The organism is Cognataquiflexum nitidum, assembly GCF_022538055.1.
GTDB lineage: Bacteria > Bacteroidota > Bacteroidia > Cytophagales > Cyclobacteriaceae > Cognataquiflexum > Cognataquiflexum nitidum.
The window spans coordinates 97533-123155 of the sequence record NZ_JAKZAM010000011.1 but is presented as its reverse complement, the minus strand read 5'-3'; the positions used below and the strand labels follow the sequence as shown (position 1 = coordinate 123155).

Genomic DNA, 25623 nt, shown 5'->3' with positions numbered 1-25623 from the left:
TGAATTATTTTGCGGCACTTCAAAAAACAGGAGAATGGCTTTAATTAAAAAAATCAGACAAAGAACAGGTCTTGCAATCGGTGTTATAGCAGTTGGATTGATATTTTTCCTCGTTGGAGGGGATCTATTGGGCCCTAATTCTACCCTATTGGGTAGTAGCGCAAACAATGTGGGAGAGATTGCAGGTGAAGACGTTTCCTATGAGGAATACATCCGAAAGATCGAAGAGATCAAAATTTCTTTCCAACAAAATACAGGAAGAACTCCCTCCGAAAATGAAATGAGCACCTTGCGTGAGCAGGCCTGGCAGGCATTGATTGTCGATAAAGTTTTTGCTGAGCAATATGAAGCCTTGGGTCTTACCATCTCAGATGCCGAATTGGTAGATATGGTACAGGGTAAAAATATCATTGCCGAATTGAGACAGCAATTGACCAATCCTGTGACCGGGGAATTTGACAGGTCACAGTTGATCTCGTTTTTACAGTCCTTGGAGACTGCAGGCCCTGAGCAGGTGGCATTTTGGGAACAGCAGGAAAAAATGTTTGCCAAAGGAAGATTGAGAATCAAGTATGACAATTTGCTTTCCACCTCTGAGTATGCCAATTCCAAAGAAGGAAAATTGGAACACAGGATGGCAAACAGCATTGCAGATGTCGATCATTTATTTATTCCTTTCTATGCTGTATCAGACTCAGCAGTGAGTGTTTCTGACAGTGAACTTAAGGCTTACATTTCCAAATATCCTGAGAAATTCAAGGTCAAGAATGCAGCGGACTTGGAATATGTGAGTTTTGAGCTTACTCCAAGTTCTGAAGATTCTGCTGCAGTGATCGCAGAGATAAAAAGATTGACAGAAGAACTCCGAACTTCTGATGCTGATTCTGCTTTTGCTCTCCGTAACTCAGATGGACAAAATCCCTTTATAGTAATAGCCCCGGGCGAAGAATTGCCCAACACCCTTACTTCCAATGTGGACGATGTTCAGGTAGGTGAGACATATGGTCCATTCTTGACCAACAGGTCTTCTTATATCACCCACAAGGTGACTTCAAAATTTGACGGAACTCCAAGAATGAGAGCAGCTCATATTCTATTTGGCGCTCAGGACATGTCGGATGATGCCAAAGCAGAAGTAAGACAAAATGCAGAAAACGTTTTAAAAGAAATTCAAAACGGCCTCGACTTTGCCACTGCCGCTGCCCAATATGGACAGGATGGTACTGCCCAAAGGGGTGGTGACCTAGGTTGGTTTGCCAAAGCAGACTTTGTGGATGCTTTTGCAGACGTCTCCTTTGCTGCCAAAACAACAGGGTTGATCAATAGAATTATTGAAACCGAATTCGGTTACCATATTATTTCTATCACCGAATTGCCAAAATCAACTTCTTACAAAATAGCTACTATCGAGTTGGAATTGGGTCCAAGTGACGTGACTAGGAATGATGTCTTCAGAAAAGCGGATTTGTTTGCCTCTACTTCAGGTAATGCCGCTGAGTTTACCACTAATGCTGAGAAAGATGGATACAGGATCATTCAGGCCAACAATGTAGACGCTTTTGGAAGGACCCTCAATAATCTTCTGAATGCAAGAGAAGTTATAAGATGGGCTTTCAATGAAGCTTCAGAAGGAGCAGTTTCCACTGTATTTGAATTAGACAATGCCTATATCGTTGCCAATCTTAAAAAGAAATATGAAGAAGGAACTGCTTCTTTGGATCAAGTAAGACAGCAGGTATTGGTACAGGTAAGGAACGATAAGAAAGCTGAAATCATCAAAGGAAAACTTGCCGGAAAAACCACTTTGGAAGAAATGCAGTCAGTGTTTCCAAATGAAGCGTCTTTGGACAAATCTCCTGACTTGAGAATGAATGCATCAGTGCTTCCGGGTGTAGGATACGCTCCAAAAGCAATAGGTGCTACTTTTGGTCTAAAAAATCCTGGTGATGTCAGCAAGCCAATTCATGAAGATGTGGGTATCATAGTAATTAAGCTGAATACTTTGACACCTGCCGCGGATATTGCAAGCTACAACTCATATCAGAGCCAATTGACATTGAATGCTTCTCAGAGAACTGCCTATATGATTATGATGGCATTGGAAGACCTTGCTGATGTAAAAGATTACAGATATAAATTTTTCTGATCCATCAATCAGAAATCAAAAACAAAACCCGTGGGACTTCCCACGGGTTTTTTTATGAACAAGGATTTTATTTTTATTGTGTGGTGTTAATCCCTTAAATTCGTGAAAGATGAAAGACACATTTGACAGGCAGGCTTTCAAAGACAAACTTGAAGCGCAGACCATTTTCCCTACATTGTATATGTTCAAATTTATCGTCCCCAATGGCAGCGAATCACAAGTGGCTGCATTATTGCCTAACAATAAAATGACCTTAAAACATTCCTCCAAAGGAACCTATGTCTCGGCTACCATCAAAGCCATGATGCCTAACAGCGATTCAATTTTGGACATTTATGAAAAGGCTTCGAAGATCGAAGGCGTAATATCACTTTAAACCATCCAAACCATGTGGACCGAAAAAAACAACTGTCTGAGCAAAACTTTCAAATTCAAAGATTTTCAGGAAGCTTTTGCCTTTATGACAAGAGTGGCCTTTATTGCTGAAGCGCAAAACCACCATCCCAATTGGAGCAATGTCTACAATACCGTCACCATAGAACTCAATACCCATGACTCCGGAAATATTGTTACCGACAAGGACCACAAACTCGCCAAGGCCATAGACAAGATTTAACATGTCAGAAGAAAAGACGATTAGCCTTTTTCTGGTTCCTACGCCTATCGGCAACCTGAAAGATATCACGCTCAGAGCCATTGAAGTATTGAAATCAGTTGATGTGATTTTGGCTGAAGATACCCGTACCACCGGAAAGTTATTGAAGCACCTTGAAATCAACCGTCCACTTCAGAGTTACCATATTTTCAACGAACATAAAGCAGTTGAAAAATTAGTCGACAGGATGAGGCGTGGTGAAGTACTTGCCTTGGTCAGTGACGCCGGGACGCCGGGGATCTCAGATCCCGGATTCCTTCTTGTAAGGGCGGCTAAGGACGCAGGGCTTGAAGTCAACTGTCTTCCCGGCGCCACGGCTTTTGTGCCCGCATTGGTCAACTCAGGGCTTCCAAACGACAGGTTTACCTTTGAAGGCTTTCTTCCCCACAAAAAAGGAAGGAAAACAAGGATAGAATCTTTGCTGGAAGAATCCCGCACCATGATATTCTACGAATCTCCTCACCGCCTGATGAAGACCTTGGAGCAGTTTGCCGAAGCATTTGGTCCAGACAGGATGGCAAGCGTATCAAGGGAGCTTACTAAGATCTATGAGGAAAACGTAAGAGGAACCCTTCAGGAACTTGTCGCCTACTACAAAGAGCATCCGATTAAAGGTGAAATCGTGCTCGTCGTTCAAGGGAAATAAACAAATTTAGCTTCCAACAAATCGGGGGAAGACAATTTCCTTTACCAGACTTTTTTCCCAATTGTTTTGAATTAAAAATTGCCGAAACATATTTGCCCGGATTTTCAATCCATGACCACTTTGAACAATTTCATGTATAAAAACCCCAACTCCTAAAATCTCGCAGCCATGATAGATCTATTGCCAATACTCGAACAAACAGAAAAAGTCGCCAAGGAAGCCGGTGCATTTATCCGCAAAGAAAGACAATCCTTTGACCTCAATAAAGTCGAGCAAAAAGGGCTGAACGACCTTGTATCTTACGTGGATAAAGAGGCCGAAAAAATTATTGTTGACCGACTCAGCCGGATTTTGCCTGATGCGGATTTTATCACAGAGGAAGGAACCGGGTCAACAGACGGAAAAGAATATACCTGGATCATCGACCCTTTGGATGGGACCACAAATTTTATCCATGGCCTCCCTGTTTTTTCAGTAAGTATAGGTCTCAAGTATAAAAAAGAGGTTGTTCTCGGTGTGGTTTATGAGATTAACCTCGACGAATGCTTTTCGGCATTCAAAGGAAACGGGGCATATTGTAATGGAAAGAAAATCAGTGTCAGCCCTGCAAAAACCTTGGGAGGTAGTTTGATCGGTACCGGTTTTCCATACAGTGCCTTTGGTGAAATAGATAATTACCTGGCAGTATTGAGGCTCTTGATGGAAAAATGTCACGGATTGAGACGCATGGGAAGTGCCGCTGTGGACTTGTGTTATGTGGCTTGTGGCAGGTTCGACGGATTTTTTGAATATGACCTTAAGCCTTACGATGTAGCAGCAGGAATCATTATCATCCAGGAGGCCGGAGGAAGGGTTTCTGACTTTGAGATGGGGGATGATTTCCTTTTTGGTAAGAAAATTGTAGCTACCAATGGACTAGTCCACGACGAACTCGGCAGAGATATCCAAAAAATCTGGAAGAAGTAGAAAAATTGGAACCTTTCAAAAGGAATCCAAAATACATCCTCCACCGTTATTAAGATTGCCTTAATACAATCTATTATGAAAAAGACATTGCTCATCCTACTCGGTATTTTTATTTTTTTACTTGTTTCTCTCCTTGCTTTGCCTTTTGTTTTTAAAGGAAAAATCTTAGAACGTATCGATAAAGAAATCGCCTCCTCGGTCAACGCGCAGGTTTATTATGACATCAACAATGTTAGCCTGAGCATTTTCAAAAGATTCCCACACATATCTGCTACTGTAGCGCAATTTGGAATTGTCGGCAATGAACCTTTCCGGGGGGACACTTTGGTGCATATGGACAAACTCCAAGTGGATTTCAATCTGAAGTCGGTATTGTTTGGAGATATTCCTACACTCACAGGAATTCATTTGGATGGCGGCAGCATGTATGTAAAGGTTTTGGAAGATGGCACGGCCAACTATGACATCACTTATCCTTCTGAGGAAGATACGGTTACAGAAAGTAATTTTCAGATTGCTGTTGATCTGATTCAGGTCAAGGATTTTGACCTGATCTATGATGACAGATCCCTACAATATTTCATGGCTTTGGGAAATATCAACCTCGAAGGAAGCGGTGATTTCACTGCTGATGTCTATGATTTGCCAATTAAAATGGAAGCTTTGATCGCGGATATTGCCTATGAGGGGACCGACTACCTTACCAACAAGCAGTTCAAGGGAGAAACCACCATGAATATTGACATGGCTAATATGAAGTTTGCCTTTGGCGAAGGGGAATTTGCCCTCAATGACTTTCTTTTTGATATGAAGGGATTCATTGCCATGCCTGCGGATGACATTGAAATTGACCTAGCCTTTGGCGGCAAGGACAATACTTTCAGAAGCATCCTGTCTTTGGTTCCGGGTATCTACACGGAGAGTTTTGCTGATTTGAAAACCTCCGGTACCATGGATTTTCAAGGGTTTGTAAAAGGCATTTACAATGAAACCAGTTTTCCAGCCTTTGATGTATCGCTGAATGTAGCAAACGGGATGTTCCAATATCCGGATCTTCCCCGTCCCGTGAGTAATGTAAACATCGAAATGCAAGTCAAAAACGAAACCGACAACCTGGACAATACCATTATCAACATTCCTACATTCAACCTTGATTTTGGAAGCAATCCGATTTCCGGGCGTTTCTTTTTGGCAAACCTTACGAGTTATGAAATGGACGGAGCTTTGATCGGAAAACTGAATCTGGAGGAACTGACCTCTATTTTCCCAATCGAGGGAATGACCCTGAAAGGATTATTGGATGTCAATGCACAGGCCAAAGGAAAATATGATTCAGTTGCTCAGATGATCCCAAACATCGATGCCAAATTATTGCTCAGCAATGCCTACATCAAAAGTGCTGATTACCCTGCGCCGATAGACAAATTGAACATTTCAGCTTCGGTTCAGAACAATACCGGAAAAATGAATGACTTTATTGTAGACCTAAGCCAATTTGGATTTGTCTTGGAAGATGAATCGATCAATGGCCGCATGAAGATCAATGACTTTGCCCTGCTCAATTGGGACGGAGCCCTCAATGGAACCGTGGATTTGGGTAAGATATTGGCCATTTTCCCAATGGAAGGAATGAAAATGGAAGGAAAAATTCAGGCTGACATCCAAACCAAAGGTTCCTACAAAGACGTGGAGGAAGGACGATACGACAAATTGAATACAGGTGGAAATGTGGGTGTGAGCAGCTTCGCCTTTTCCTCTGCCGATATTCCGCAAGGCATTAAGGTCAATCAGGCCTATGCGGATTTTTCTCCGGACCGCATTACCTTAACCCAGTTTGATTCCCAAGTGGGTCAAAGTCCACTTCAGGCCACAGGATTCCTTTCCAACTATATGAATTATTTTCTCAATGAAAATGAAACCCTGAAAGGACAACTTAGCCTGACTTCAAGCAAATTCAACGTTAATGAATGGATGACAGAATCGACTACAGCCGATACAGCTGCATTGACTGTGATTGAGTTGCCAAAAAACATAGACTTCTCCATGTCAGTCGCTGCATCGGAGGTTTTATATGACAACCTCACTTTGAAAGAAGTCAAAGGAAATATGTTGCTGAGAAATGGTGTGCTGAGTTTTTCTGATGCATCGATGCGTACATTGGGTGGTCAAATGACACTAAACGGTTCCTACGATCCGACCGACTTGGCAGAACCCAAGTTTGATTTTAACCTCAACCTTGCGAACCTCAGTATTCCCCAGGCCTTCCAATCCTTCAATACCATCAAGGCTTTTGCTCCGATTGCCCAGCATCTGACCGGAAATTTCAACTCCACTTTGGCTTTTTCAGGAAAATTGGGACAGGATATGATGCCGATTCTTTCTTCTCTGGATGGAAGAGGGTTGCTGAAAATCGCGGAAGCCGCCTTGAAAGACAGTCCGATCATCCAAGGGATAACAAGCCTTACCAAGCTGAATGATACCAATACGATCCAATTCAAAAACCTTTCTATTCCAATCGATATCAATAATGGCGTCCTGGACGTAAAGCCGTTTGATGTGAAGTTGTGGGATTACCAGGCGAATATCCAAGGCAGTACAGGATTTGATGGAACGATCAGATACCTGATCAATATGCAGGTTCCTGCCGGAAAATTCGGAGCACAGGCCAACGCCCTTCTTGCTGCCATTTCAGGAAATGAGGTAAGCACATCTACGATTATTCCTCTAGCCATCAGTCTGGGTGGTACTTACAATGCACCTAAAATTGGTTTGGCCGGTGGCAACAGCATTGAAAACCTTTTGGCAACAGCGCTAAGATCAAGGGTAAGTAATGAAACCGCAATTATCCAACAGGAAGTCGCAGAGCAGTTTAAAGCGGCAGAGGACAGTCTAAAAAGAGAACTGAAACTCAAAGCAGAAATACTTCAAGACAGCGTCAAAAAAGAAGCTGATAAGAAAATAGAGGAGACAAAAACCAAAGCTGTGGACGAAGCCAAAAAAGTCCTGAGGGGATTGTTGAAACCAAAACCAGCCAAGCCGGATTCGACGAAGTTGGATTAATTGGGGATTTGGTTATTGGTTAATTGGTTACTTCAACTGCGCTCAGTACAAGTATTTGGTTATTGGTTATAAGGTTATTTGTTTAATTGGTTAACCCACCATTCACAATTTAGAATAGAAGCTTAGATTTTTGCTTCTATTAATTAATCCTACTGATTGAAAGTGATTTTAGGTATTATTTGGTTGAAATAACTGACCCTTTAGGGGCAAAATATTGGTAGAAAAAATTTCAGTGGATTTCCGTGCCTTTGGGTACGGAATATGATGCACACGCCTTTAGTTGGGCAATTCCGAAACCTACCACAGCAGCATTAAACGTTATTGGTTAATTGTCAGCTACTAAGACAAAATAAAATACCAGATAGCCAAAGTGAAAAAAGAAAGCGGAATCCCTATTCCAACGAGCAGGGAGGCGAGCTTTGGTTCGAGGTCGTGGGTGATGGCAATGATCGAGCCCGTAATCATCGGAGCCATGGCAGCCTCCATGACGGATACCTGCAGGATCAAACCTTCCAATTGGAACACATACTTGAATAGGAGCAAAATTACCAAAGGAATCAAGAGGAGTTTGTAGCTTAGCCCATACCAGAGAAACTTTGACTTCAATGCGGCAAAGTCCACTTTTACTTGCAGTCCTACAGAGGTCAAGGCCACAGGAGTCAAAGTAGCTGTAATGACCTGCAATAATGCCTCAAATCTTCCACCGATCTCAAGGCCATAAAAATTAAGCCCAAAGGCGATCAAAAAGAACAAAAAGGGTGGGAATGTGAGAATTTTTCTGGTGATGTCTCTCTTCCTTTTTTTGCCGACACTGTAAATCGATGCCACGATGACTGCCACGCTGCTGACAATAATGAATGACCCGGCCTGATCTATCAGCAAAGCAATTATGACAGCTTCTTCACCATAGAGAGCCTGCATGATAGGGATTCCCACAAAGGAGGTATTGGCCAAACCTGCGGTAATGACCAAGCAACCTGTGATGGAATTTCCCCAACCATACTTTTTGCCAAGTGTCCCAAAAATCAACCAAGAAAGCCCAAATCCAATCCATGCGGCAGCTACCGGCAGGAATAATTCTGTCCGAAGTTTGATTTGGGGTAAATACCGCAATGCCAAAGCGGGAAGGACCACGTAAATAAGGTAATTGTTCAGGTACTTGGATGTATTTGCAGGAACAAATTTGAACCGCTGCAAAAAAAAGCCCAAAAGCAAAAAAACAACAATGAGGAGGATATTTACCATGTACTAAGGTGCCAAAGCTTCTGAACAGGATGAATTTTGGTAATCAAAATAAGGAGTAAATTTTAAAGTTAACACAATCGTAATTTATAATTAACCAATTCTAAAAGTGATTCCTTTTCATTTGCAATATAAACAATCAGTTATGATGAAATTGATACCCTTGGTAATAGAAGGAAAGAAAATTGTCCAACTCTCCCAACTCACCATAGATCAGGCCAATGACCTGAGAAGCTGGCTTCCATCAAACAGCATAAAGAAAGTAAATTTTCAGGGAATGGAGATCAGTGACTGCATTTCATTTGAGACATACGAGTATTGGTACAGAACCTATCATTCGCTTAGCAGGGCCTACGAGACGATTTTAGATTTTTAGTCAAGCCCAAAGCTTTTCCTCTTTTCCGAAAAATATATTTTTAGATCTGGATAATATTTACTCTCTACTTCCGGGATTCCCAAAAGTGTCAGACCCATATTCCCTTGAGCAAGATCCCAATCAGTTTCCATTGATTCTATCATAAAGATTACTTCTTGGGTGGATAAGGGTTCATGGCTTTTGGATGGACTAAGATTGATATCATTACCATAAAAATCTACTGCTTCATAGTGGACCTGACCATCCAAAAGATTGGCATAGATGCTGATTACCTCTCCCCACTGACTTTCGGGAAAGTCCATCCTGATCAAAAGTACAGAAGTAAGTTCGTCTTCAAAATAGGTTTCGGGTCTGTATCTGAAATCTACCATGTCTGAAATCTACTAAAATTCTGCCAAATGGTTATTTTTTTAACTCGTCTACCAATTTTTTTTGGCTTGGAATAAAATTATGAATGGTAAATTAAGATTAACATTGTTATCTATATTTGTGTTATCCGATTGAATTATTGAAATAAGTGAAAAAATTCCGCAACATTCTTCCATTCCTTAGTCATTTCAGCTTGGTCCTGATGTCAAGTGTTTTGGCAAATGGAGTTTTGTTTTTTCACTCCCATGAATTGAACGGAAAGATCATCACCCATGCCCATCCGATATTAACTCTCGAACAGGAATCACTTCCTGACCATGGACATACAGAGGAGGAACTTATCATCTTGGATCTTATGGAACATGCTGATTATATCGTATATCAGTTTGAAATCCCTATACCATGCCTGGATGAATATGATCAAAGTTTTGTATCATCTTTTAATTCTTTAGAATTTTTCTCGCGAGTTCAGTTTGGATTTGAACACCGAGGTCCGCCTGCGATTGCTTGATTTTTTTACTCTGAGATCATCAGAACTCAAATCATTATCATTTACACTTACTAGCAATTCAAGCAATGCGACTACTATTCGTAATTGCCCTTACCTTAATTTCAATTGGGGTATTGGCCGCTCAAGACCTTACCATCACAGGACGTGTTCTGGATAAAAATACCAATTCCCCCTTACCGGGTGTATCTATTTTCATTCCTGAACTCAACCGCGGGGTAGTAACTGACCTTGATGGTAATTTTACGATTACCTCTTTACCTGAGAAAAATATAACCTTTCAGATTTCCTTTATCGGCTATGCCACCCAAGTTCAAACAGTGAGGCCAAACAATGCCGGAAAAGCTGTTGTGATCCAATTAGAGGAATCGATGACGAATATTGACGAAGTCGTTATTTCGGGTGCCTATATCATGAGTAAAGAAAGCTCTCCTATCAGCATCGAAAAGGTAGATAGGATGGCCATTCTCAAAATGCCTTCTCCAAGTCTGATGACTGCGCTGACGAGAACCCCCGGAGTCAATGAAATCTCTTTAGGCCCCGGTATCAGCAAACCTGTCATCCGTGGACTTTCCTTTAGCAGGGTATTGTCTGTATATCAAGGCGGTAGATTTGAAAACCAACAATGGGGTGCCGACCATGGTCTGGGTCTAACCGAAACAGGTATCGGTAATGTAGAGTTGATCAAAGGTCCCGCTTCTTTGATCTATGGATCAGGCGCAATGGCAGGAGTCGTCAATCTTATTGAAGAAAAAGATGCTGCCAAAGGCGATGTGGATGGGTATGTCAATCTGCGGGGATACAGCAACAACCTTGGTTTAAGATCTGAAGTCGGTGTCAAAGGTGCTACTGAGAATGGCTTTGTTTGGTCCTTGAACGGTGCCTTGGAATCCCATGCTGATTACATTGATGGAGATGGCAGGACCATGGGCAACACCAGATTCAATACCCAAAACCTCAAAGCAGGAGTGGGACTTCAAAAAAGATGGGGAGAGACCAGGCTTCGCTATACTTACATGAAGCAAAAACTCGGGATCTTGGATGAAAACCAGATCGATGAACTTGCGACTTATAGAGGAGACCGGAGGACCCAAGTGCCTTACCAAAATGTCACTGACCATTTCATTTCTTCAGAGACCAATGTCTTTTTGGGTGAGGATAAGTTCAAAGCCACTTTTGGATTGCACAAAAACCTGAGGGAGGAGTTAGAATCAGGTGAAACAACCGTGGATCTGGGATTGAACCAGACCAACCTGATGTATGATCTCAAGTATTTCAAGTCATTGAATCCACATTTGGAAGCAATTTTTGGTGTTCAAGGCTTTGTTCTCAATACCATCAACTATGACGATGCTTTGGAATTCTTGATTCCTGACGCTAGAAAAGACGACCGATCTGTCTATGGCTTATTGAATTATAATAAAGACAAATGGGTGATCCAAGGCGGCCTGAGGTATGATTACAGAAAAGTAAATGTGGATGCAAGTGCGCCACATTTTATAGACTTTGGGTTTATCTTACCCGGTGAACCTGAAGACAGAAAGCTCAAAAGGACGTTTGACGGGGTTACCACAAGTGGAGGAGCAACTTTCAGGCCTGATGATAAATGGAGATTTAGACTCAACATTGCTCAGGGTTTCAGGGCACCTGATTTGGCTGAGTTATTTTCCAATGGAGTACATCCTGGAACAAGAAGATTTGAAAAAGGAAATGCTTCTTTTGAAAGAGAACAAAACATTCAGACTGACTTTGGCATCCGGTATAGTGGAAAGGGATTTGCACTTTCAGGAGAGGTCTTTTATAACAGCATCAACAATTACATTTTCTTTGCTCCAACAGGGGAAGTGCAGCAGGACTTGGATATCTGGTCATTTGAGCAGTCAGATGCCAGGCTTTATGGCGGGGAGATCGAACTTGACATCCAGCCAACTTCTGTCAAATGGATCAGTGGCTCGACCTCGTATGCGATGGTCATCGGCCAAAGAAGGAACGACCTCAGTTACCTACCCTATATCCCAGCTTTCCGTTGGAACCAAAACTTGGATTTCAGGTTAAACGATATCGGAATTCTTCAAAAACCATACATCAGTGTATTGGGATCATTGGTTTTTGACCAAGAAAGAGAGGCCCCTCTAGAAGAAGCGACACCGGGATATTTCCTTTTGGGGATGAATATCGGCGGTAACCTCAAGGTGGGAGGTAGTACTTTGGATGTTTATGTAAGTGGTACTAACCTGCTTAATAAAGCTTATTTGGATCACTTATCGCTTTTCAGACCTTTTGGTGTCAACCAAATGGGAAGGAATATTGCGTTGAATGTGAGGATACCTTTTTAAGTAAACAAAAAAAAATTGGATGATTAGGAATATCAAGGTAATATTTTGGGTTTTCATTTTGGGACTTTACGGATGTATCGAACCGAAAGAAACCCCGCCATCGACAAAAATCAACCCCAAAATATTAGCCATAGGCAATAGCATCACCTGGCATCCACCGGCGCCTGAAATTGGTTGGAAAGGCAGTTGGGGTATGGCGGCAAGTTCTGTGGAAAAAGATTATTTTTCAGTCCTGAAATCTTTGGTCAAATCAAAAAAACCGGAGGCTGATTTGAAAAGTGAAAACGTCTTCCCCTTTGAAAGGGGCTTTACCTCTTTTGACTTTTCTTTTTATGAGCACCTGAGAGATTTTAATCCTGATATTCTCATTATCAGGTTTGGGGAAAATATAGCTGAAGCTGAGATCAATGGAAATGAGCTTGCCGAATCAATAAAGTTATTTGTGGATTACCTTGCCAACGGCCGAAAAATGGAAGTCATCGTATCTACTACTTTTTGGTATAGTGAAAAAGTAAATCAGCAACTTGTTTTGGTAGCTCAAACCAATAACTGGGAATTGGTAAACCTTACAGACTTAAGCTCGAAGGAAGAAAATATGGCCATTGGCCTATTTGCAAATGAAAGTGTTGCCAGGCACCCCGGGGATTTGGGAATGGAAAGGATAGCTAAAAGGATATTTGAGACATTGAAAAATTTTATTTGAAATTTACTCACTTTTCTGAGATCCAATTAAGGCCATTGGTTTTCTTGAAGGTTTTATCCTAGTGCTTTTGTATATATTCCATTGGATAATCCATTGAATAAAACTAATTTTGGCCGACCTATTAAAATACCCCCCCCATGAAAAGAGACCAGGCTATTTTTGACCTCATATCCAAAGAGGAAAACCGTCAAAAAACCGGAATTGAATTGATTGCTTCAGAAAATTTCACTAGCAAGCAGGTGATGGAAGCAGCAGGAAGTGTATTGACCAACAAGTATGCTGAAGGCCTTCCCGGCAAGCGGTATTATGGAGGTTGTGAGATTGTAGACGAAATTGAGCAGCTTGCCATAGATAGGGCCAAAGCTCTTTTTGGCGCTACATGGGCCAATGTACAGCCCCATTCCGGTGCACAGGCCAATGCAGCCGTTTTCTTGGCTGTGCTAAACCCTGGCGATCCCATTTTAGGTTTTGATCTTTCGCACGGAGGTCACCTGACCCATGGTTCTCCTGTCAATTTTTCCGGAAAATTATATGATCCTCATTTTTATGGAGTAGAAGAAGAGACAGGAGTCATCGACTACGACAAAGTAGAAGCCAAAGCTTTGGAAATAAAACCAAAATTATTGATCTGTGGGGCTTCAGCATATAGCCGCGATTGGGATTATGAGAGATTGAGAGATATTGCTGATCAAGTCGGTGCTATATTATTGGCAGATATTTCACATCCATCTGGATTGATTGCCAAAGGACTTTTGAATGATCCCTTGGAGCATTGTCACATAGTGACTACCACCACACACAAAACTCTTCGTGGTCCAAGAGGTGGATTGATTTTGATGAGAGATGATTTTGACAATCCTTTTGGATTGAAAACCCCTAAAGGTGAACTCAGAAAAATGTCAGCTTTGCTGGATTCAGGTGTATTTCCCGGAACACAAGGTGGACCTTTGGAACACATTATTGCAGCCAAAGCAATCGCATTTGAAGAGGCTCTTTCTGATGACTATATGGATTATGTCCTTCAGGTCAAAAAGAATGCTGCCATCATGGCAGATACTTTTGTAGGTTTGGGATATAAGATCATTTCCGGTGGTACTGACAACCATATGATGCTGATCGACCTCCGCAACAAAGACCTTACAGGAAAGCTTGCAGAGGAGACCTTGGGCAAAGTGGACATCACCATCAACAAAAATATGGTTCCTTTTGATACCAGATCGCCATTTGTAACCTCGGGAATGAGAGTGGGAACCGCCGCAGTGACCACCCGTGGTTTGAAAGAAGAAGATATGCGTAAAATAGTAGGGTTGATAGATCGTGCTCTTAAAAACCACGACCAAGAGGCTGAATTGGTAAAAATAAAATCTGAAGTCAACGACTGGATGGTTCAGTTTCCATTGTATTAATTATTCTAAAAAAGCGTGGCCTTAGATCAGTATAAAGAAGAAGAGGAAGAAGAGGGCATGTCCTTTTTGGACCACTTGGAGCAGTTGAGGTGGCATCTGTTACGTTCTGCCGCTGCGATTTTGATATTTACAGTTGCGGCTTTTCTTGCCAAAAGTATTGTTTTCGGTGTTGTCATCCTTGGGCCATCCAAAGTTGATTTTATCACCTACAGGGTACTTTGCCAGATTTCTGATTACTTATCTATTCCTCCACTCTGCATCGACACCCTTCCCTTTACGATACAAAGCAGGCAGATGACCGGTCAGTTTTCCATGCACCTTACATCTAGTATGGTGGTGGGACTTATTGTTTCATTTCCCTACTTATTTTGGGAGGTGTGGAAATTTATTGCTCCGGGATTGTATTCCAAGGAGAGGCAGGCTGCCCGCGGTGCTGTGTTTTTTGTGAGTCTTCTGTTTTTTATGGGAACTGCATTTGGATATTTTATTCTTGCACCGCTTTCTATTAATTTCTTGGCCAATTATCAATTGGATCCGAGCATTCTCAATGAATTTGACATTACCTCTTATATCGGTACCCTAAGCATGCTTGTCTTGGCATCTGCCATCATGTTCCAGCTTCCTGTAGTGATCTATTTCCTTTCGATGTCAGGTTTGGTTACAGCTGCCATGTTGAAAGCATATAGAAGGCATTCTATCGTGGTGATTTTGATTTTATCTGCTTTGATTACACCACCGGACGTCATAAGTCAGGTGTTGATCGCCATGCCGATTCTGGTACTTTATGAAGCAGGAATACAGGTGGCAAAAAGACTCGAAAAGAAAAGGGCAAAAAAAGAACTGGAAGATAACTTGAAATACAAAGACAATGAATAAAAGGATTGCAATAGGAGGAGACCATGCAGGTTTTGAATATAAAACAGACCTGATCAAAGTATTGGAAATAGCAGGGTATGAAGTAAAAGATTTTGGTCCTTATACACCTGCCTCAGCCGATTATCCTGATTTTGTTCACCCTCTTTGCAATGCAATAGAAGCCGGTGAATTCAAACAGGGAATCCTCATCTGTGGTAGCGGCAACGGTGTTGCAATCACAGCCAACAAGCATCAGGGAATTCGCGCCGCTCTTTGTTGGACAGAGGATTTATCTGCTTTAGCCAGGCAACATAATGATGCCAATGTATTGGCATTGCCTGCGAGGTTTATATCATTGGAACTTGCCTCGAAACTTGTGGAAATTTTCCTTACTACTGATTTTGAAGGTGGTAGACATGCCACTAGGGTAAATAAAATTGCCTGTAAATAGCAAATCCTCCTCATTTTCATGAGGAGGATTTTTTTTGAAATTTTATCACTTTTCTTCCTTCTTAAAAATCTGACCCAAAAACAGTCACAGGTTGTTTTAAATAAAATACTATCAAACCTTACCTTCTTCCAAACTCCGCTTTTGCCTCCTCTAAGAAACTGACAAAATTCAGGATATTGGTGTCATAGGCTTTGGGTTTGACGAGCAATTCCTCATTATGGTCCAAGATCACATAATAGGGCTGGGCATTGTTGTTGAATTTCGTAATCTGGAAATCAGCGTTCTGCTTGCCAATGGTTTTTTTCTCCTTTCCATCATAATCCGACACATACCATTCGGCTTCCGGCAGTTCATACCGCTCATCGATATACAAAGCCACCATCACAAAATCCTCTTTCAACCTTTGCAAAACCTGCGGATCTGACCACACTCGGGCTTCCATTTCCCGACAGTTAACGCAGCCGTGGCCTGTAAAATCTATAAACAAGGGTTTTCCCTGCTTCTGTGCGGCAGCTAAAGCCTGTTTGTAATCAAAATACCCTTGGATACCATGAGGGAAATGCAGGAAATCGGCATACTTCGGAATTTCTCCCAATTGGTTTTCTTTACTCACCGCACCTGCCCTACTTTCCATTACATTGAAGTCATGGGTCGCCATGGGAGGAAGGTAGCCACTCAGGGCTTTCAAAGGCGCTCCCCAAAGTCCTGGAATCAGATAGACCACAAATACGAAAGTGGTAATGGCCAACATCAGCCTTGGTACTCCGATATAGTCCATCGGTGAATCGTGCTTGGTCCTGATTTTGCCCAAAAGATACAATCCCAAAAGGAAGAAAATCACAATCCAAATCGCGATATAAATGTCCCTGTCGAGCAATCCCCAATGGTAAACCTGATCGGCAACGGAAAGAAATTTGAAGGCCAAAGCCAATTCCAAAAATCCCAATACCACCTTGACGGAATTCAGCCAACCCCCGGATTTTGGTAGTGAATTGAGCCATTCAGGGAATACTGCAAACAAGGTAAAGGGGATAGCGAAAGCGAGCGAAAATGCAAACATCCCTGCAATTGGGGTAATGAAATCCCCGCCGGCAGCTTTGATCAAAATAGAACCTACAATCGGTCCTGTACAAGAAAACGAAACCAACACCAAGGTGAAGGCCATAAAGAAAATCCCTGCCATTCCGCCTTTATCGGCTTTGGCATCGATCTTATTCACAAAACTGCTCGGCAAGGTAATCTCAAACATGCCCAAGAAAGCAAATGCAAAGAAGATGAAAATAAGAAAGAAGAATACATTGGGAAGCCAATGGGTTGAAAGCCAATTGGCAAATTCAGGACCTTGGATCGCAGCAACTGCCGTCCCGGCAATGGTATAAATAGCGATAATGGACAAGCCATAAATCCCGGCATTCCGGATTCCTGAAATCCTGGATTTGGATCTTCCTGTAAAGAAAGTCACCGTCATCGGGATCATCGGAAACACACAAGGTGTCAGCAACGCCGCCAAACCTGCCAAAAAAGCAACAAACATAAAACCCAACAATCCCCCCTTGCTACCTTCATCATCGAGGTCCACAAAAGACCTTTCTTGGTTTCCGTCGATGACTTCCGCTTTTTCCTGAACGGGTTCAGTTGCTGAAACCGAAGAATCAGGTTCAGATTTTTCAAGATTGGAGTTGTCAGCAGAAGATTCACTAGGACTTGGTGTTATATTATCTGAACCCTGCGCAGTGGCTTTGATCGTAAAATCTTCCTCATACAGGATACATTGCCCGGTCACATCCGAACACATTTGGTATTCAACCGTTCCCTTGATTTCCACATTTGGTTCGATGACCGTAATCTTCTGACGAAATTCCCCTGCAACCGAAAAATAGGTGATGTCTGCCTCCCAAACTTCATCAAATTTCTTCTTCGGATTGATCGGTTTCAACTTCTCGGTAGCCGAAATCCCCTTTGATCCCTCCAAGCTTAAGCTGGTAAGTACCGGGCCTGCATTCTCATCAAAGTCATTGGAATAGATATACCAATTTCTAGGAATAGATGCTTTCAACACAATTTCTGCTTCAGCGCCGACTTTGAGGTCCGGATTGGCCAGTTGGATATTCCACTTTGGCGGTGATACCACTTGGCCAAAAGAGACTAAGCTAAGTAGAAATAGGAAGAAAAAAAGCAGTGAAAGGTTGATGTTTTTTGACATTGCAGTGTGATGTAGGCGAATCTGATTGATAAAGGTGGTTTTCAGCAAAATAGTTCAGTAATAAAGAGCACAGTATACTCTCACAAAGGCACAAAGACACAAATTGAATTTGGTTATCAGCTATTAGGTTATTAGAAATGCTATTTCTATTATTCAAAGGCGGAAATTTGAAATTACCTCGGTCTTCCGACTTTGATCAGATAGCTTAGAATTCTTACCCTTTAGAAGTAGAATCTTAGGTTACCCGCAAATTAAGCATATACTGGTATAAATTTTTGCGTCTTTGCGTCTTCGCGAGATACTTTTTTATTTATTTGCTTGCTCCTTGAAGTGTTTGAAAAACAAAGCAATCGTCTCTATTCCCATAAAATAATTCTTGAGTCCATAATGCTCATTGGGTGAATGCAATGCATCGGTATCCAAACCGAAACCCAATAAAATCGGATCAAGTCCCATTACTTTTTGAAATAAGGCACAAATCGGAATAGAACCTCCCTCTCTCGTCGGGATGGCTTTTTTGCCAAAGGCTTCCATGATCGCACCTTCTGCGGCCCTATAGCCCGGAGAATCTGTTGGCACCACTGCAGCAGCACCGCCATGATGGGCGATAACTTTTACTTTCACCGAAGCCGGAGCGATGGATTTGAAGTGGTCTTCAAACAATTGGGCGATTTCCTTATGGTCTTGATTAGGAACCAATCGCATTGAGATTTTTGCAAATGCTTTGGAAGGAAGTACTGTCTTCGCACCTTCTCCTGTATAACCTCCCCAAATGCCGTTGACATCCAAAGTCGGACGGATTCCGACCCGCTCGATGGTGGTATATCCATTTTCACCCGAAACTTCCGCGATATCGAGCTTCTTTTTATAATCCTCCAGGTCAAACGGCGCTTTGTTCAATTCCTCCCGGTAAGCAGCGGAATATTCTTCCACTTTGTCATAAAATCCCGGTATAGTAATATGGTTGTTTTCATCATGAAGAGAAGCAATCATTTTGCAAAGCGTATTGATCGGATTGGCGACAGCACCTCCAAAAGTTCCGGAATGGAGGTCTTTGTTTGGACCTGTCACCTCGACCTGCATATAAGCCAATCCCCTCAAACCTACAGTCACAGAGGGATCTTCCATGGAAATCATGTGCGTATCCGACACAATGACCACGTCTGCTTTGAGTCTTTCGAGGTTTTGTTTGACAAAAATATCCAGGTTTTCAGAACCTACTTCTTCTTCACCTTCGATCATGAATTTGATATTGCAGGGTAAAGCATTGGTGGCCATCATGGCTTCAAAAGCCTTCACATGCATGTAAAACTGACCCTTGTCATCTGCCGAGCCACGGGCAAAAATAGCCCCATCAGGATGTCTTTCTGTCTTCTTGATGACAGGTTCAAAAGGCGGCGAATCCCACAATTCATAAGGATCGGCGGGCTGCACGTCATAATGGCCATATACCAATACAGTCGGTAAAGCAGGATCAATGATTTTTTCACCATAGACAATCGGATAACCGGCGGTCTGACAGATTTCAGCTTTGTCTGCACCGGCTTTGATCAGACTTTCTTTGACGAAGTCGGCGGCTGCAAAAACATCATTTTTAAATTTGGGATCGGCGCTCACAGAGGGGATGCGCAATAGGTCTAAAAGTTCATTCAGGAACCTGTCCTGATTTTCATGGATATACTTTTTAACTGACATATTTGGGATTTTTAATTCCCGCAAAGACGCAAAGAAATGGTTTATGGTTCCAAGGGCTTTGACGATCTAATTCTTTGCCGGGAGATTGAATTCAATATGGTTCCAAAATTACGTTTTAAATAAGGAATTGCCTATTTTACCAAAAACTTTTATCTATGAAAGCCATCCTTTGTACCCATCACGGAATCCCGGAAACTTTGACCTACACTGATATCGATGATCCTGTTTTGGAAGATAAAGAGGTACTCATCCGAGTTAAAGCCTGTTCGGTGAATTTTCCTGATGTTTTGCTGATTCAGGACAAATACCAGTTTAAGCCGACTCTACCCTTTTCGCCTGGGGGTGAGATTTCGGGTGTGATCGAAAAAACCGGATCCGGTGTCAAACACCTCAAAGAAGGACAACGGGTGTTGGCGCTTTGTGGTTGGGGCGGCTTTGCCGAAAAAGTAAAAGTTGCAGGGGACCGTGTTTTCCCTATTCCACCCCAAATGGATTATATGACAGCAGCTTCTACCCTTTACACTTTCGGTACGGCTTATCATGCCTTGAAGGACAGGGCAAAAATCCAATCTGGAGAGACCCTCTTGGTGCTTGGAGCTTCCGGTGGAGTTGGATTGGCAGCTGTGGAACTAGGGAAAGTAATGGGGGCGACTGTAATCGCTGCAGCTTCCACTGCTGAGAAATTGGCTGTTTGCAAAGAAAAAGGAGCTGACCACCTGATCAACTACGAAAGCGATGACTTAAAGGAGCGAATCAAAACACTTACAGATGGCAAAGGGGTAGATGTGGTCTTGGATGTAGTAGGCGGCAAATACGCTGAACCGGCTTTGCGGGGAATGGCGTGGAAAGGCAGATACTTAGTGATTGGATTTGCGGCAGGAGAGATTCCAAAGTTGCCGTTCAACTTGGCTTTGCTCAAAGGTTGTGATATCATGGGTGTTTTTTGGGGAAGATTTTCTACTGAAGAACCAAAACAAAACCAACAAAACATCTTAGAGCTTGTCGGAATGATCCAATCGGGAAAAATCCGCCAACATATTCACAAAGTATATTCATTGGAAGAATCACCGAAGGCATTGCGGGATATGATGGACAGAAAGGTGGTGGGAAAGGCGATGGTTGTTGTTGAAGAGCCCTTCGACAAGCTCAGGGACCAAACAATGCAAGATGAGAGTATCAAGCATCAAGAAGCAAGTATCAAGTCGATCGAGGAGGAATCTTCCGAAGAGGGCGAACGAGTGTACAGAAGTGTGGAAGATTTGAAAAAGCAGGTTGGAAAATCATTGGGAATTAGCAGCTGGACAACAGTTTCCCAAGAAGTGATTCAGAAGTTTGCCGAAGCCACGGAGGATTTTCAATGGATCCATGTCGATACCGAGAAAGCAGCTGCTTTATTGCCGGGAGGAAAAAACCTGGCCCACGGATACCTGACTTTGTCACTTGTCCCCAAATTGATATATGAAATCCTGCCTTTGGAAGGTGTACAAATGGCGCTGAATTATGGTGTAAACAAGGTCAGGTTTCCTGCTCCGGTCTATTCCGGCGATCAAATCCGGCTCAAAGCCACTTTGACCAATGTGGAAGAAAGTCCTGATGCAAATACGAAGCTATTTATCCAAGCCACCATGGAATCTAACCATGCCGATAAACCTGTCTGTGTGGCCGAATTGATTACCTTGGTGAGGTTTTGAAGTTTACATATACCGCAAGGAGATGAAAAATCAAATTCCGTCATTCTGAACCGGAGCTAGCGGAGGTGAAGAATCTCTTTCTAAATAGTATGGAGACCCTTCGCTTTACTCAGGGTGACGGCCGTAAGAGTCTTTGGTGAGCAGAAAACTCAAGACATTTTAGAATTTTAACAAGCCTAAAAAATGAAAAAGATCCTAATATTTCTTGCCGTATTCGTTTCTTCTTTGACAGCTTTCTCCCAGGAAAAACCCTGGATGCTAGGACCTTTTCTCCGCGCCGAAAATCCCCAACCCATCATTTCTCCCACCGATAAGACTTCCTTTCAGGATCCGATGTCCGTCAGATCGGTCAAATGGGAATCCATGGCTACGTTCAATCCGGCGGCAATCCTCAAGGATGGGAAGATCCACATCCTCTACCGTGCGGAAGAAAAACTTGGAGAAAAGGAAATCGGAGGCCATACTTCCCGTTTGGGCTTGGCGATCAGCGAGGATGGAAAAACCTACATCAGACAATCTGAACCTATTTTTTTTCCTACAAATGACAACCAAAAAGAATTTGAATGGACCGGTGGCACAGAAGATCCAAGGATTGTCCAGACGGAGGATGGTTTGTTTGTATTGACCTATACCCAATGGAACAGGGAATTTCCACGTTTGGCAGTTGCGACGTCCAAAGACCTGAAAACATGGGAAAAACACGGGCCGATTTTCAGGGATTTCAAAGATGGCAAATACCACAACCGCGAAACCAAATCAGGTGCCATCGTCACTGAACTCAAAAATGGCAAACTCGTAGCTGCGAAAATTCACGGTAAATATTGGATGTACTTTGGTGTGCCACATATCTGGTTGGCGAGCTCGGAGGATTTGGTTCACTGGGAACCGATAGAAGGATCTGATGGAAATATTGCTCCTGTCCTGAGTCCGAGATTGGGGTACTTTGACTCATGGCTGGTGGAAGCTGGACCTCCACCGCTGCTGACCAAAGACGGCATTGTCGTCCTCTACAATGCCGGCAACCAAAAAGACATCGGTGTCAAAGAATTGGGAAATAGGGTTTACACTGCCGGACAGGCCTTGTTTGATAAAAATGAGCCTTGGAAGCTGCTTGATCGGACCCAAAAGCCATTCCTGAAACCCGAACTTCCCTTTGAAAAATCCGGGCAGTATGTCGATGGAACTACATTTGTGGAGGGCTTGGTTTATTTCAAAAATCAGTGGTTTCTCTATTATGGCACTGCCGATTCGATGGTGGGAGTGGTTGTGTCTAAGGATAAATAAATAGAACTTAAAAAGCCTTAAAACCATTCTACAATTTCCCAAATTTGGATTTGGCCTTATGAATTTTTAAATTTAATTACTTTAGAATGTTATGGACACGAAATCACTTCAAGCCAAAATAGAAAATCTGACACCTGATTTACAGAAAGAGGTTGAGATTTTTCTTGAAAATCTTCTGAAAAAGAAAAAGGACAAAAAAAACTGAAACCAATATTTGGCTCAGCCCGAGGTGAAATCACAATTTCTTCGGATTTTGATGAACCATTGCAGGATTTTTATGCATACATGTAATGGATTTAATCTTAGATACCCATACTTTACTTTGGTTTTTAAATGGGGACGAAAATTACCACTGAGGATAAGGCATCTTATTGAATCTGAAGAAAACACCAAATATTTGAGTATTGCCTCAATATGGGAAATTGGAATAAAAATGAATTTAGGTAAATTGATTTTTCCCAAGGGTCTTGAAAAACTTGTTTCATTGGTTGTTGAAAATGGGTTTTTGATCCTTCCGATTACAACTCAAAACATCATCTCGGTTTCCAACTTAGAATTTATCCATAGAGACCCATTGGATAGAATCATCGTTTCTCAAGCCAAGGATAATAATTTTCAAATATTGACTTTTGACCAAAACATTTCCAAATATCCTGTAAATACAGTTTGGTAATGCAATGTTCATGTCTTTTTCTTCTTTGGAATTTAACCCAGATTATGCGCGCTAAAGGATTTGTTCATCCCAAAAAATTTCTCCTTATACATCTTTGCACCGGGGAATAATGTTTTCATCTCTGAATAGGTCAACAACCTGATTTCATCTAGGTATTGCTGTGCATCCTTGGGGTTCCATTTTGCCCCTCTACTTAGTTTTGTTTTGGTCAATAGAAATCGGGTAAGGTTCTTTGGTAAATACTGGACAAAAGGTAGGGCATAATGCGCCTCCATGAAAAAATGCCTGTTTGGGGTCTGCACAAAGTATTTCTTCCCTACACGAATGGCTTCTTTTGCCATTTTCTGCTGATTTTCCCAAGTATAGAGATGCTCAATTACCGAATTGGAAAATACAAGGTCAAAACTTCCGTCTGCAAACTGAGACAAATCGGTCGCATCTCCTGCCATGCTGCTCAATCCCTTGATTTGGACTTCCTCTGCACTGAGGTTGAGTACTATGATTTCAACTTTGCCGGATTTTAACAAATCCTGGTCTTTCCAAAAATGTACCATGCCCCCAATGTCCAATATTTTGACAGGAAATTTTCCCTCAAAATTTGACTGGAGAAGGTTTTCAAAGTACTGAAAACGTTTTATTCTAAATTTATTTCCTAAAGAATTGGGATTATCTGAAGAAGCCAATAAGGCTTTAAAATCCATCATATTAGATTATCAATCTGCTTCTTGGACAAAGCTATTTATTTTAATAAATTAATTACACCAAAAGTAAGAGCTCAATCATAATCTTTTTTACTTTTGCCAATAATTTCAATGATTTGCAAACGCTTTTATCTAAATCCGGAACTGTTGAAACCATTTTAGTTAGATTAGCCGTATTTACATGAAAGATTATTGATTTTTATGAAAAAACGTTTTTACAAATATTTTCCTTGGCTTTTTGTTCTGGGAGACCTATTGACAGTTTCATTCTCATTTTTTATTTCAAACAAGGTCTTTCAACCATTTGAAGAATTCAAAGGGCTTGATTTTCCGACTTTCCCTGCTTTTATCATGATCTGGATGGTAATCACCATCCTGAAAGAGGACTTCAAAATAGGTAGAACCAATGAAGCAGATCATACTTTCAAAAAACTAATAGGTTCGCTTGCCTGGTTCTTGGTGATCATTTCCATGATATGGATGCCATTTCATGATAATTCCCTCAGGTTGCTTTCTTTTTTATCTTTGGCGGCAAGTTTATTGGTATTTGTTGGGATTTACAGGGTCGGTGTCCATTTGATTTTAAGAAAATACAGGGAGACAGGCCATAACTTCAGAAGGGCTGTAATCTTGGGAACAGGAGGTACAAGCGACCAACTTGCGCAGGTATTCAAGTTAAGAAGGGATTTCGGGATCAAATTTTTGGGGTATTATGATGACAAAGATATATCAGGACAGACCCGCGGAAATATCAAAAAGTTTTTTGAAGAGGCTGTTGAACTGAATATTGACCAAATTTACATCAGTGAACACCTTGAAGAGAAAAAAGTCAAAAAGGTCATCAATTTTGCAGATGAACACTATATCAAAGTCAAAGTAATCCCCGGAGGTTCACTCCAATTGGAAAAAAACCTTTCCTTCTCCAAATACGGAGACTTCTTTGTCATCAATGTCAATGAAATCCCTTTAGACAATGCCTTCAACAGGATGTTCAAAAGGGCATTTGATATTGTTTTTTCAACCTTTGTATTGGTCTTTATACTCAGTTGGCTGATTCCTTTGGTAGGTCTTTTGATCAAGCTGGAATCCAAAGGCCCAATTTTCTTTATCCAAGAAAGAAACGGCGAAAACAACAAGGTTTTTATGTGCCTCAAGTTCAGGTCCATGACTCCAAACGACTATGCTGATACCCATCAGGCTGTCAAAAATGATCCGAGAATCACGAAAATTGGATCCTTCCTTAGAATGACTTCTCTCGATGAAATGCCCCAGTTTATAAATGTTTTACTTGGTGACATGTCCATTGTTGGACCTAGACCACATACAATTCCCATGAATCAGGTCTTCAAAACCCAGATTGAAAAATACAACAGCCGACATAAAATTAAGCCTGGTATTACTGGACTTGCTCAGGTAAAAGGCTATCGCGGTGAAATTGAAAATCCCTACCAGATTCGTTCAAGGGTCAAACTTGATTATTTTTATATCCAAAATTGGTCCATCCTGCTTGACCTCAAAATATGCGTTCTGACTGTGTATGAATTGATTGTAAACAGGGAAAATGCTTACTGAATCGCTTTTAAAAATTGACTTTCATTATCTTAAAACAAAAAACCCAAGTTGCTAGAGCTTGGGTTTTTGTTTTTAGGCTTGTGAA

The 25623-nt window shown here is 41.8% G+C and carries 22 protein-coding genes and 1 pseudogene; 18 read left to right on the top strand and 5 right to left on the bottom strand.

Annotated features, from left to right (window positions below):
• Positions 1-34: 34 nt before the first annotated feature.
• The 6 genes from MMU07_RS09635 to MMU07_RS09610 all read left to right on the top strand — a co-directional run bounded on the left by MMU07_RS09635 (position 35) and on the right by MMU07_RS09610 (position 7473).
• The gene (locus MMU07_RS09635) at positions 35-2146 is read left to right on the top strand and encodes a peptidylprolyl isomerase (RefSeq protein ID WP_241125657.1); all 2112 of its coding nucleotides are present in this window, start codon (positions 35-37) and stop codon (positions 2144-2146) included.
• Between the two features lie 109 nt (positions 2147-2255).
• Positions 2256-2522, top strand: coding sequence for a DUF493 family protein (locus tag MMU07_RS09630; RefSeq protein WP_241125656.1), 267 nt, complete (start codon positions 2256-2258; stop codon positions 2520-2522).
• Between the two features lie 12 nt (positions 2523-2534).
• Positions 2535-2762 carry a 4a-hydroxytetrahydrobiopterin dehydratase gene (locus MMU07_RS09625; protein WP_241125655.1) on the top strand — a complete coding sequence of 76 codons (228 nt, stop codon included), beginning with the start codon at positions 2535-2537 and terminating at the stop codon, positions 2760-2762.
• A 1-nt stretch (position 2763) separates the two neighbouring features.
• Positions 2764-3447, top strand: coding sequence for a 16S rRNA (cytidine(1402)-2'-O)-methyltransferase (gene rsmI, locus MMU07_RS09620; RefSeq protein ID WP_241125654.1), 684 nt, complete (start codon positions 2764-2766; stop codon positions 3445-3447).
• A gap of 168 nt (positions 3448-3615) precedes the next feature.
• On the top strand, positions 3616-4413 hold the full coding sequence (locus tag MMU07_RS09615) for an inositol monophosphatase family protein (RefSeq protein WP_241125653.1): 798 nt from the start codon (positions 3616-3618) through the stop codon (positions 4411-4413).
• A gap of 75 nt (positions 4414-4488) precedes the next feature.
• A complete protein-coding gene (locus tag MMU07_RS09610) occupies positions 4489-7473 on the top strand; it encodes an AsmA-like C-terminal region-containing protein (protein ID WP_241125652.1) in 2985 nt (994 codons plus the stop codon).
• A gap of 339 nt (positions 7474-7812) precedes the next feature.
• Here MMU07_RS09610 and MMU07_RS09605 read toward each other — a convergent pair whose 3' ends face one another.
• Positions 7813-8718, bottom strand: a complete 906-nt coding sequence (locus tag MMU07_RS09605) for an AEC family transporter (protein WP_241125651.1) — start codon at positions 8716-8718, stop codon at positions 7813-7815.
• 142 nt (positions 8719-8860) lie between these two features.
• On the opposite strand from MMU07_RS09605, the gene MMU07_RS09600 reads away from it, so the two are divergent.
• Positions 8861-9091, top strand: a complete 231-nt coding sequence (locus tag MMU07_RS09600) for a hypothetical protein (protein ID WP_241125650.1) — start codon at positions 8861-8863, stop codon at positions 9089-9091.
• On the opposite strand, the gene MMU07_RS09595 is transcribed toward MMU07_RS09600, so the two are convergent.
• Positions 9088-9462, bottom strand: coding sequence for a UDP-glucuronosyltransferase (locus MMU07_RS09595; protein WP_241125649.1), 375 nt, complete (start codon positions 9460-9462; stop codon positions 9088-9090). The genes MMU07_RS09600 and MMU07_RS09595 overlap by 4 nt on opposite strands.
• Positions 9463-9608: 146 nt before the next feature.
• Here MMU07_RS09595 and MMU07_RS09590 point away from each other — a divergent pair, with 146 nt between their 5' ends.
• The 6 genes from MMU07_RS09590 (at position 9609) to rpiB (ending at position 15719) form a co-directional block, all read left to right on the top strand.
• Positions 9609-9971 carry a hypothetical protein gene (locus MMU07_RS09590; RefSeq protein WP_241125648.1) on the top strand — a complete coding sequence of 121 codons (363 nt, stop codon included), beginning with the start codon at positions 9609-9611 and terminating at the stop codon, positions 9969-9971.
• 65 nt (positions 9972-10036) lie between these two features.
• The gene (locus tag MMU07_RS09585; protein ID WP_241125647.1) at positions 10037-12304 is read left to right on the top strand and encodes a TonB-dependent receptor; all 2268 of its coding nucleotides are present in this window, start codon (positions 10037-10039) and stop codon (positions 12302-12304) included.
• Positions 12305-12323: 19 nt separating this feature from the next.
• Positions 12324-13007 (top strand): SGNH/GDSL hydrolase family protein, encoded by a 684-nt coding sequence (locus tag MMU07_RS09580; protein WP_241125646.1) that lies wholly within the window; start codon positions 12324-12326, stop codon positions 13005-13007.
• Positions 13008-13144: 137 nt separating this feature from the next.
• Positions 13145-14413: a serine hydroxymethyltransferase gene (glyA, locus tag MMU07_RS09575; RefSeq protein ID WP_241125645.1), complete on the top strand. Its 1269-nt coding sequence runs from the start codon at positions 13145-13147 to the stop codon at positions 14411-14413.
• 15 nt (positions 14414-14428) lie between these two features.
• Positions 14429-15289: a twin-arginine translocase subunit TatC gene (tatC, locus tag MMU07_RS09570; RefSeq protein WP_241125644.1), complete on the top strand. Its 861-nt coding sequence runs from the start codon at positions 14429-14431 to the stop codon at positions 15287-15289.
• The gene (gene rpiB / locus MMU07_RS09565; RefSeq protein WP_241125643.1) at positions 15282-15719 is read left to right on the top strand and encodes a ribose 5-phosphate isomerase B; all 438 of its coding nucleotides are present in this window, start codon (positions 15282-15284) and stop codon (positions 15717-15719) included. The genes tatC and rpiB overlap by 8 nt, the downstream gene beginning before the upstream one ends.
• Positions 15720-15837: 118 nt before the next feature.
• Here the strand turns inward: rpiB and MMU07_RS09560 are convergent, their stop codons facing one another.
• Together MMU07_RS09560 and MMU07_RS09555 are read right to left on the bottom strand one after the other, a co-directional pair.
• The gene (locus tag MMU07_RS09560) at positions 15838-17922 is read right to left on the bottom strand and encodes a protein-disulfide reductase DsbD family protein (RefSeq protein WP_241125642.1); all 2085 of its coding nucleotides are present in this window, start codon (positions 17920-17922) and stop codon (positions 15838-15840) included.
• 306 nt (positions 17923-18228) lie between these two features.
• Positions 18229-19617 carry a dipeptidase gene (locus MMU07_RS09555; RefSeq protein WP_241125641.1) on the bottom strand — a complete coding sequence of 463 codons (1389 nt, stop codon included), beginning with the start codon at positions 19615-19617 and terminating at the stop codon, positions 18229-18231.
• Between the two features lie 155 nt (positions 19618-19772).
• Here MMU07_RS09555 and MMU07_RS09550 point away from each other — a divergent pair, with 155 nt between their 5' ends.
• The 4 genes and pseudogenes from MMU07_RS09550 to MMU07_RS09540 all read left to right on the top strand — a co-directional run bounded on the left by MMU07_RS09550 (position 19773) and on the right by MMU07_RS09540 (position 23265).
• Entirely contained in the window at positions 19773-21308 is a 1536-nt protein-coding gene (locus MMU07_RS09550) for a zinc-binding dehydrogenase (RefSeq protein WP_241125640.1), read from the top strand.
• Between the two features lie 183 nt (positions 21309-21491).
• A complete protein-coding gene (locus tag MMU07_RS09545; protein ID WP_241125639.1) occupies positions 21492-22592 on the top strand; it encodes a glycoside hydrolase family 130 protein in 1101 nt (366 codons plus the stop codon).
• Positions 22593-22772: 180 nt separating this feature from the next.
• Positions 22773-22883, top strand: a pseudogene (locus tag MMU07_RS21835) (DUF2281 domain-containing protein); the annotation flags it as partial.
• Complete coding sequence (locus tag MMU07_RS09540; RefSeq protein ID WP_336246187.1) at positions 22849-23265, top strand: type II toxin-antitoxin system VapC family toxin; 417 nt, start codon at positions 22849-22851, stop codon at positions 23263-23265. The pseudogene MMU07_RS21835 and the gene MMU07_RS09540, both read left to right, overlap by 35 nt.
• Before the next feature lie 32 nt (positions 23266-23297).
• Here MMU07_RS09540 and MMU07_RS09535 read toward each other — a convergent pair whose 3' ends face one another.
• Positions 23298-23969 (bottom strand): methyltransferase domain-containing protein, encoded by a 672-nt coding sequence (locus MMU07_RS09535; RefSeq protein WP_241125637.1) that lies wholly within the window; start codon positions 23967-23969, stop codon positions 23298-23300.
• Between the two features lie 198 nt (positions 23970-24167).
• On the opposite strand from MMU07_RS09535, the gene MMU07_RS09530 reads away from it, so the two are divergent.
• The gene (locus MMU07_RS09530) at positions 24168-25538 is read left to right on the top strand and encodes an exopolysaccharide biosynthesis polyprenyl glycosylphosphotransferase (RefSeq protein ID WP_241125636.1); all 1371 of its coding nucleotides are present in this window, start codon (positions 24168-24170) and stop codon (positions 25536-25538) included.
• Positions 25539-25623: the final 85 nt, after the last annotated feature.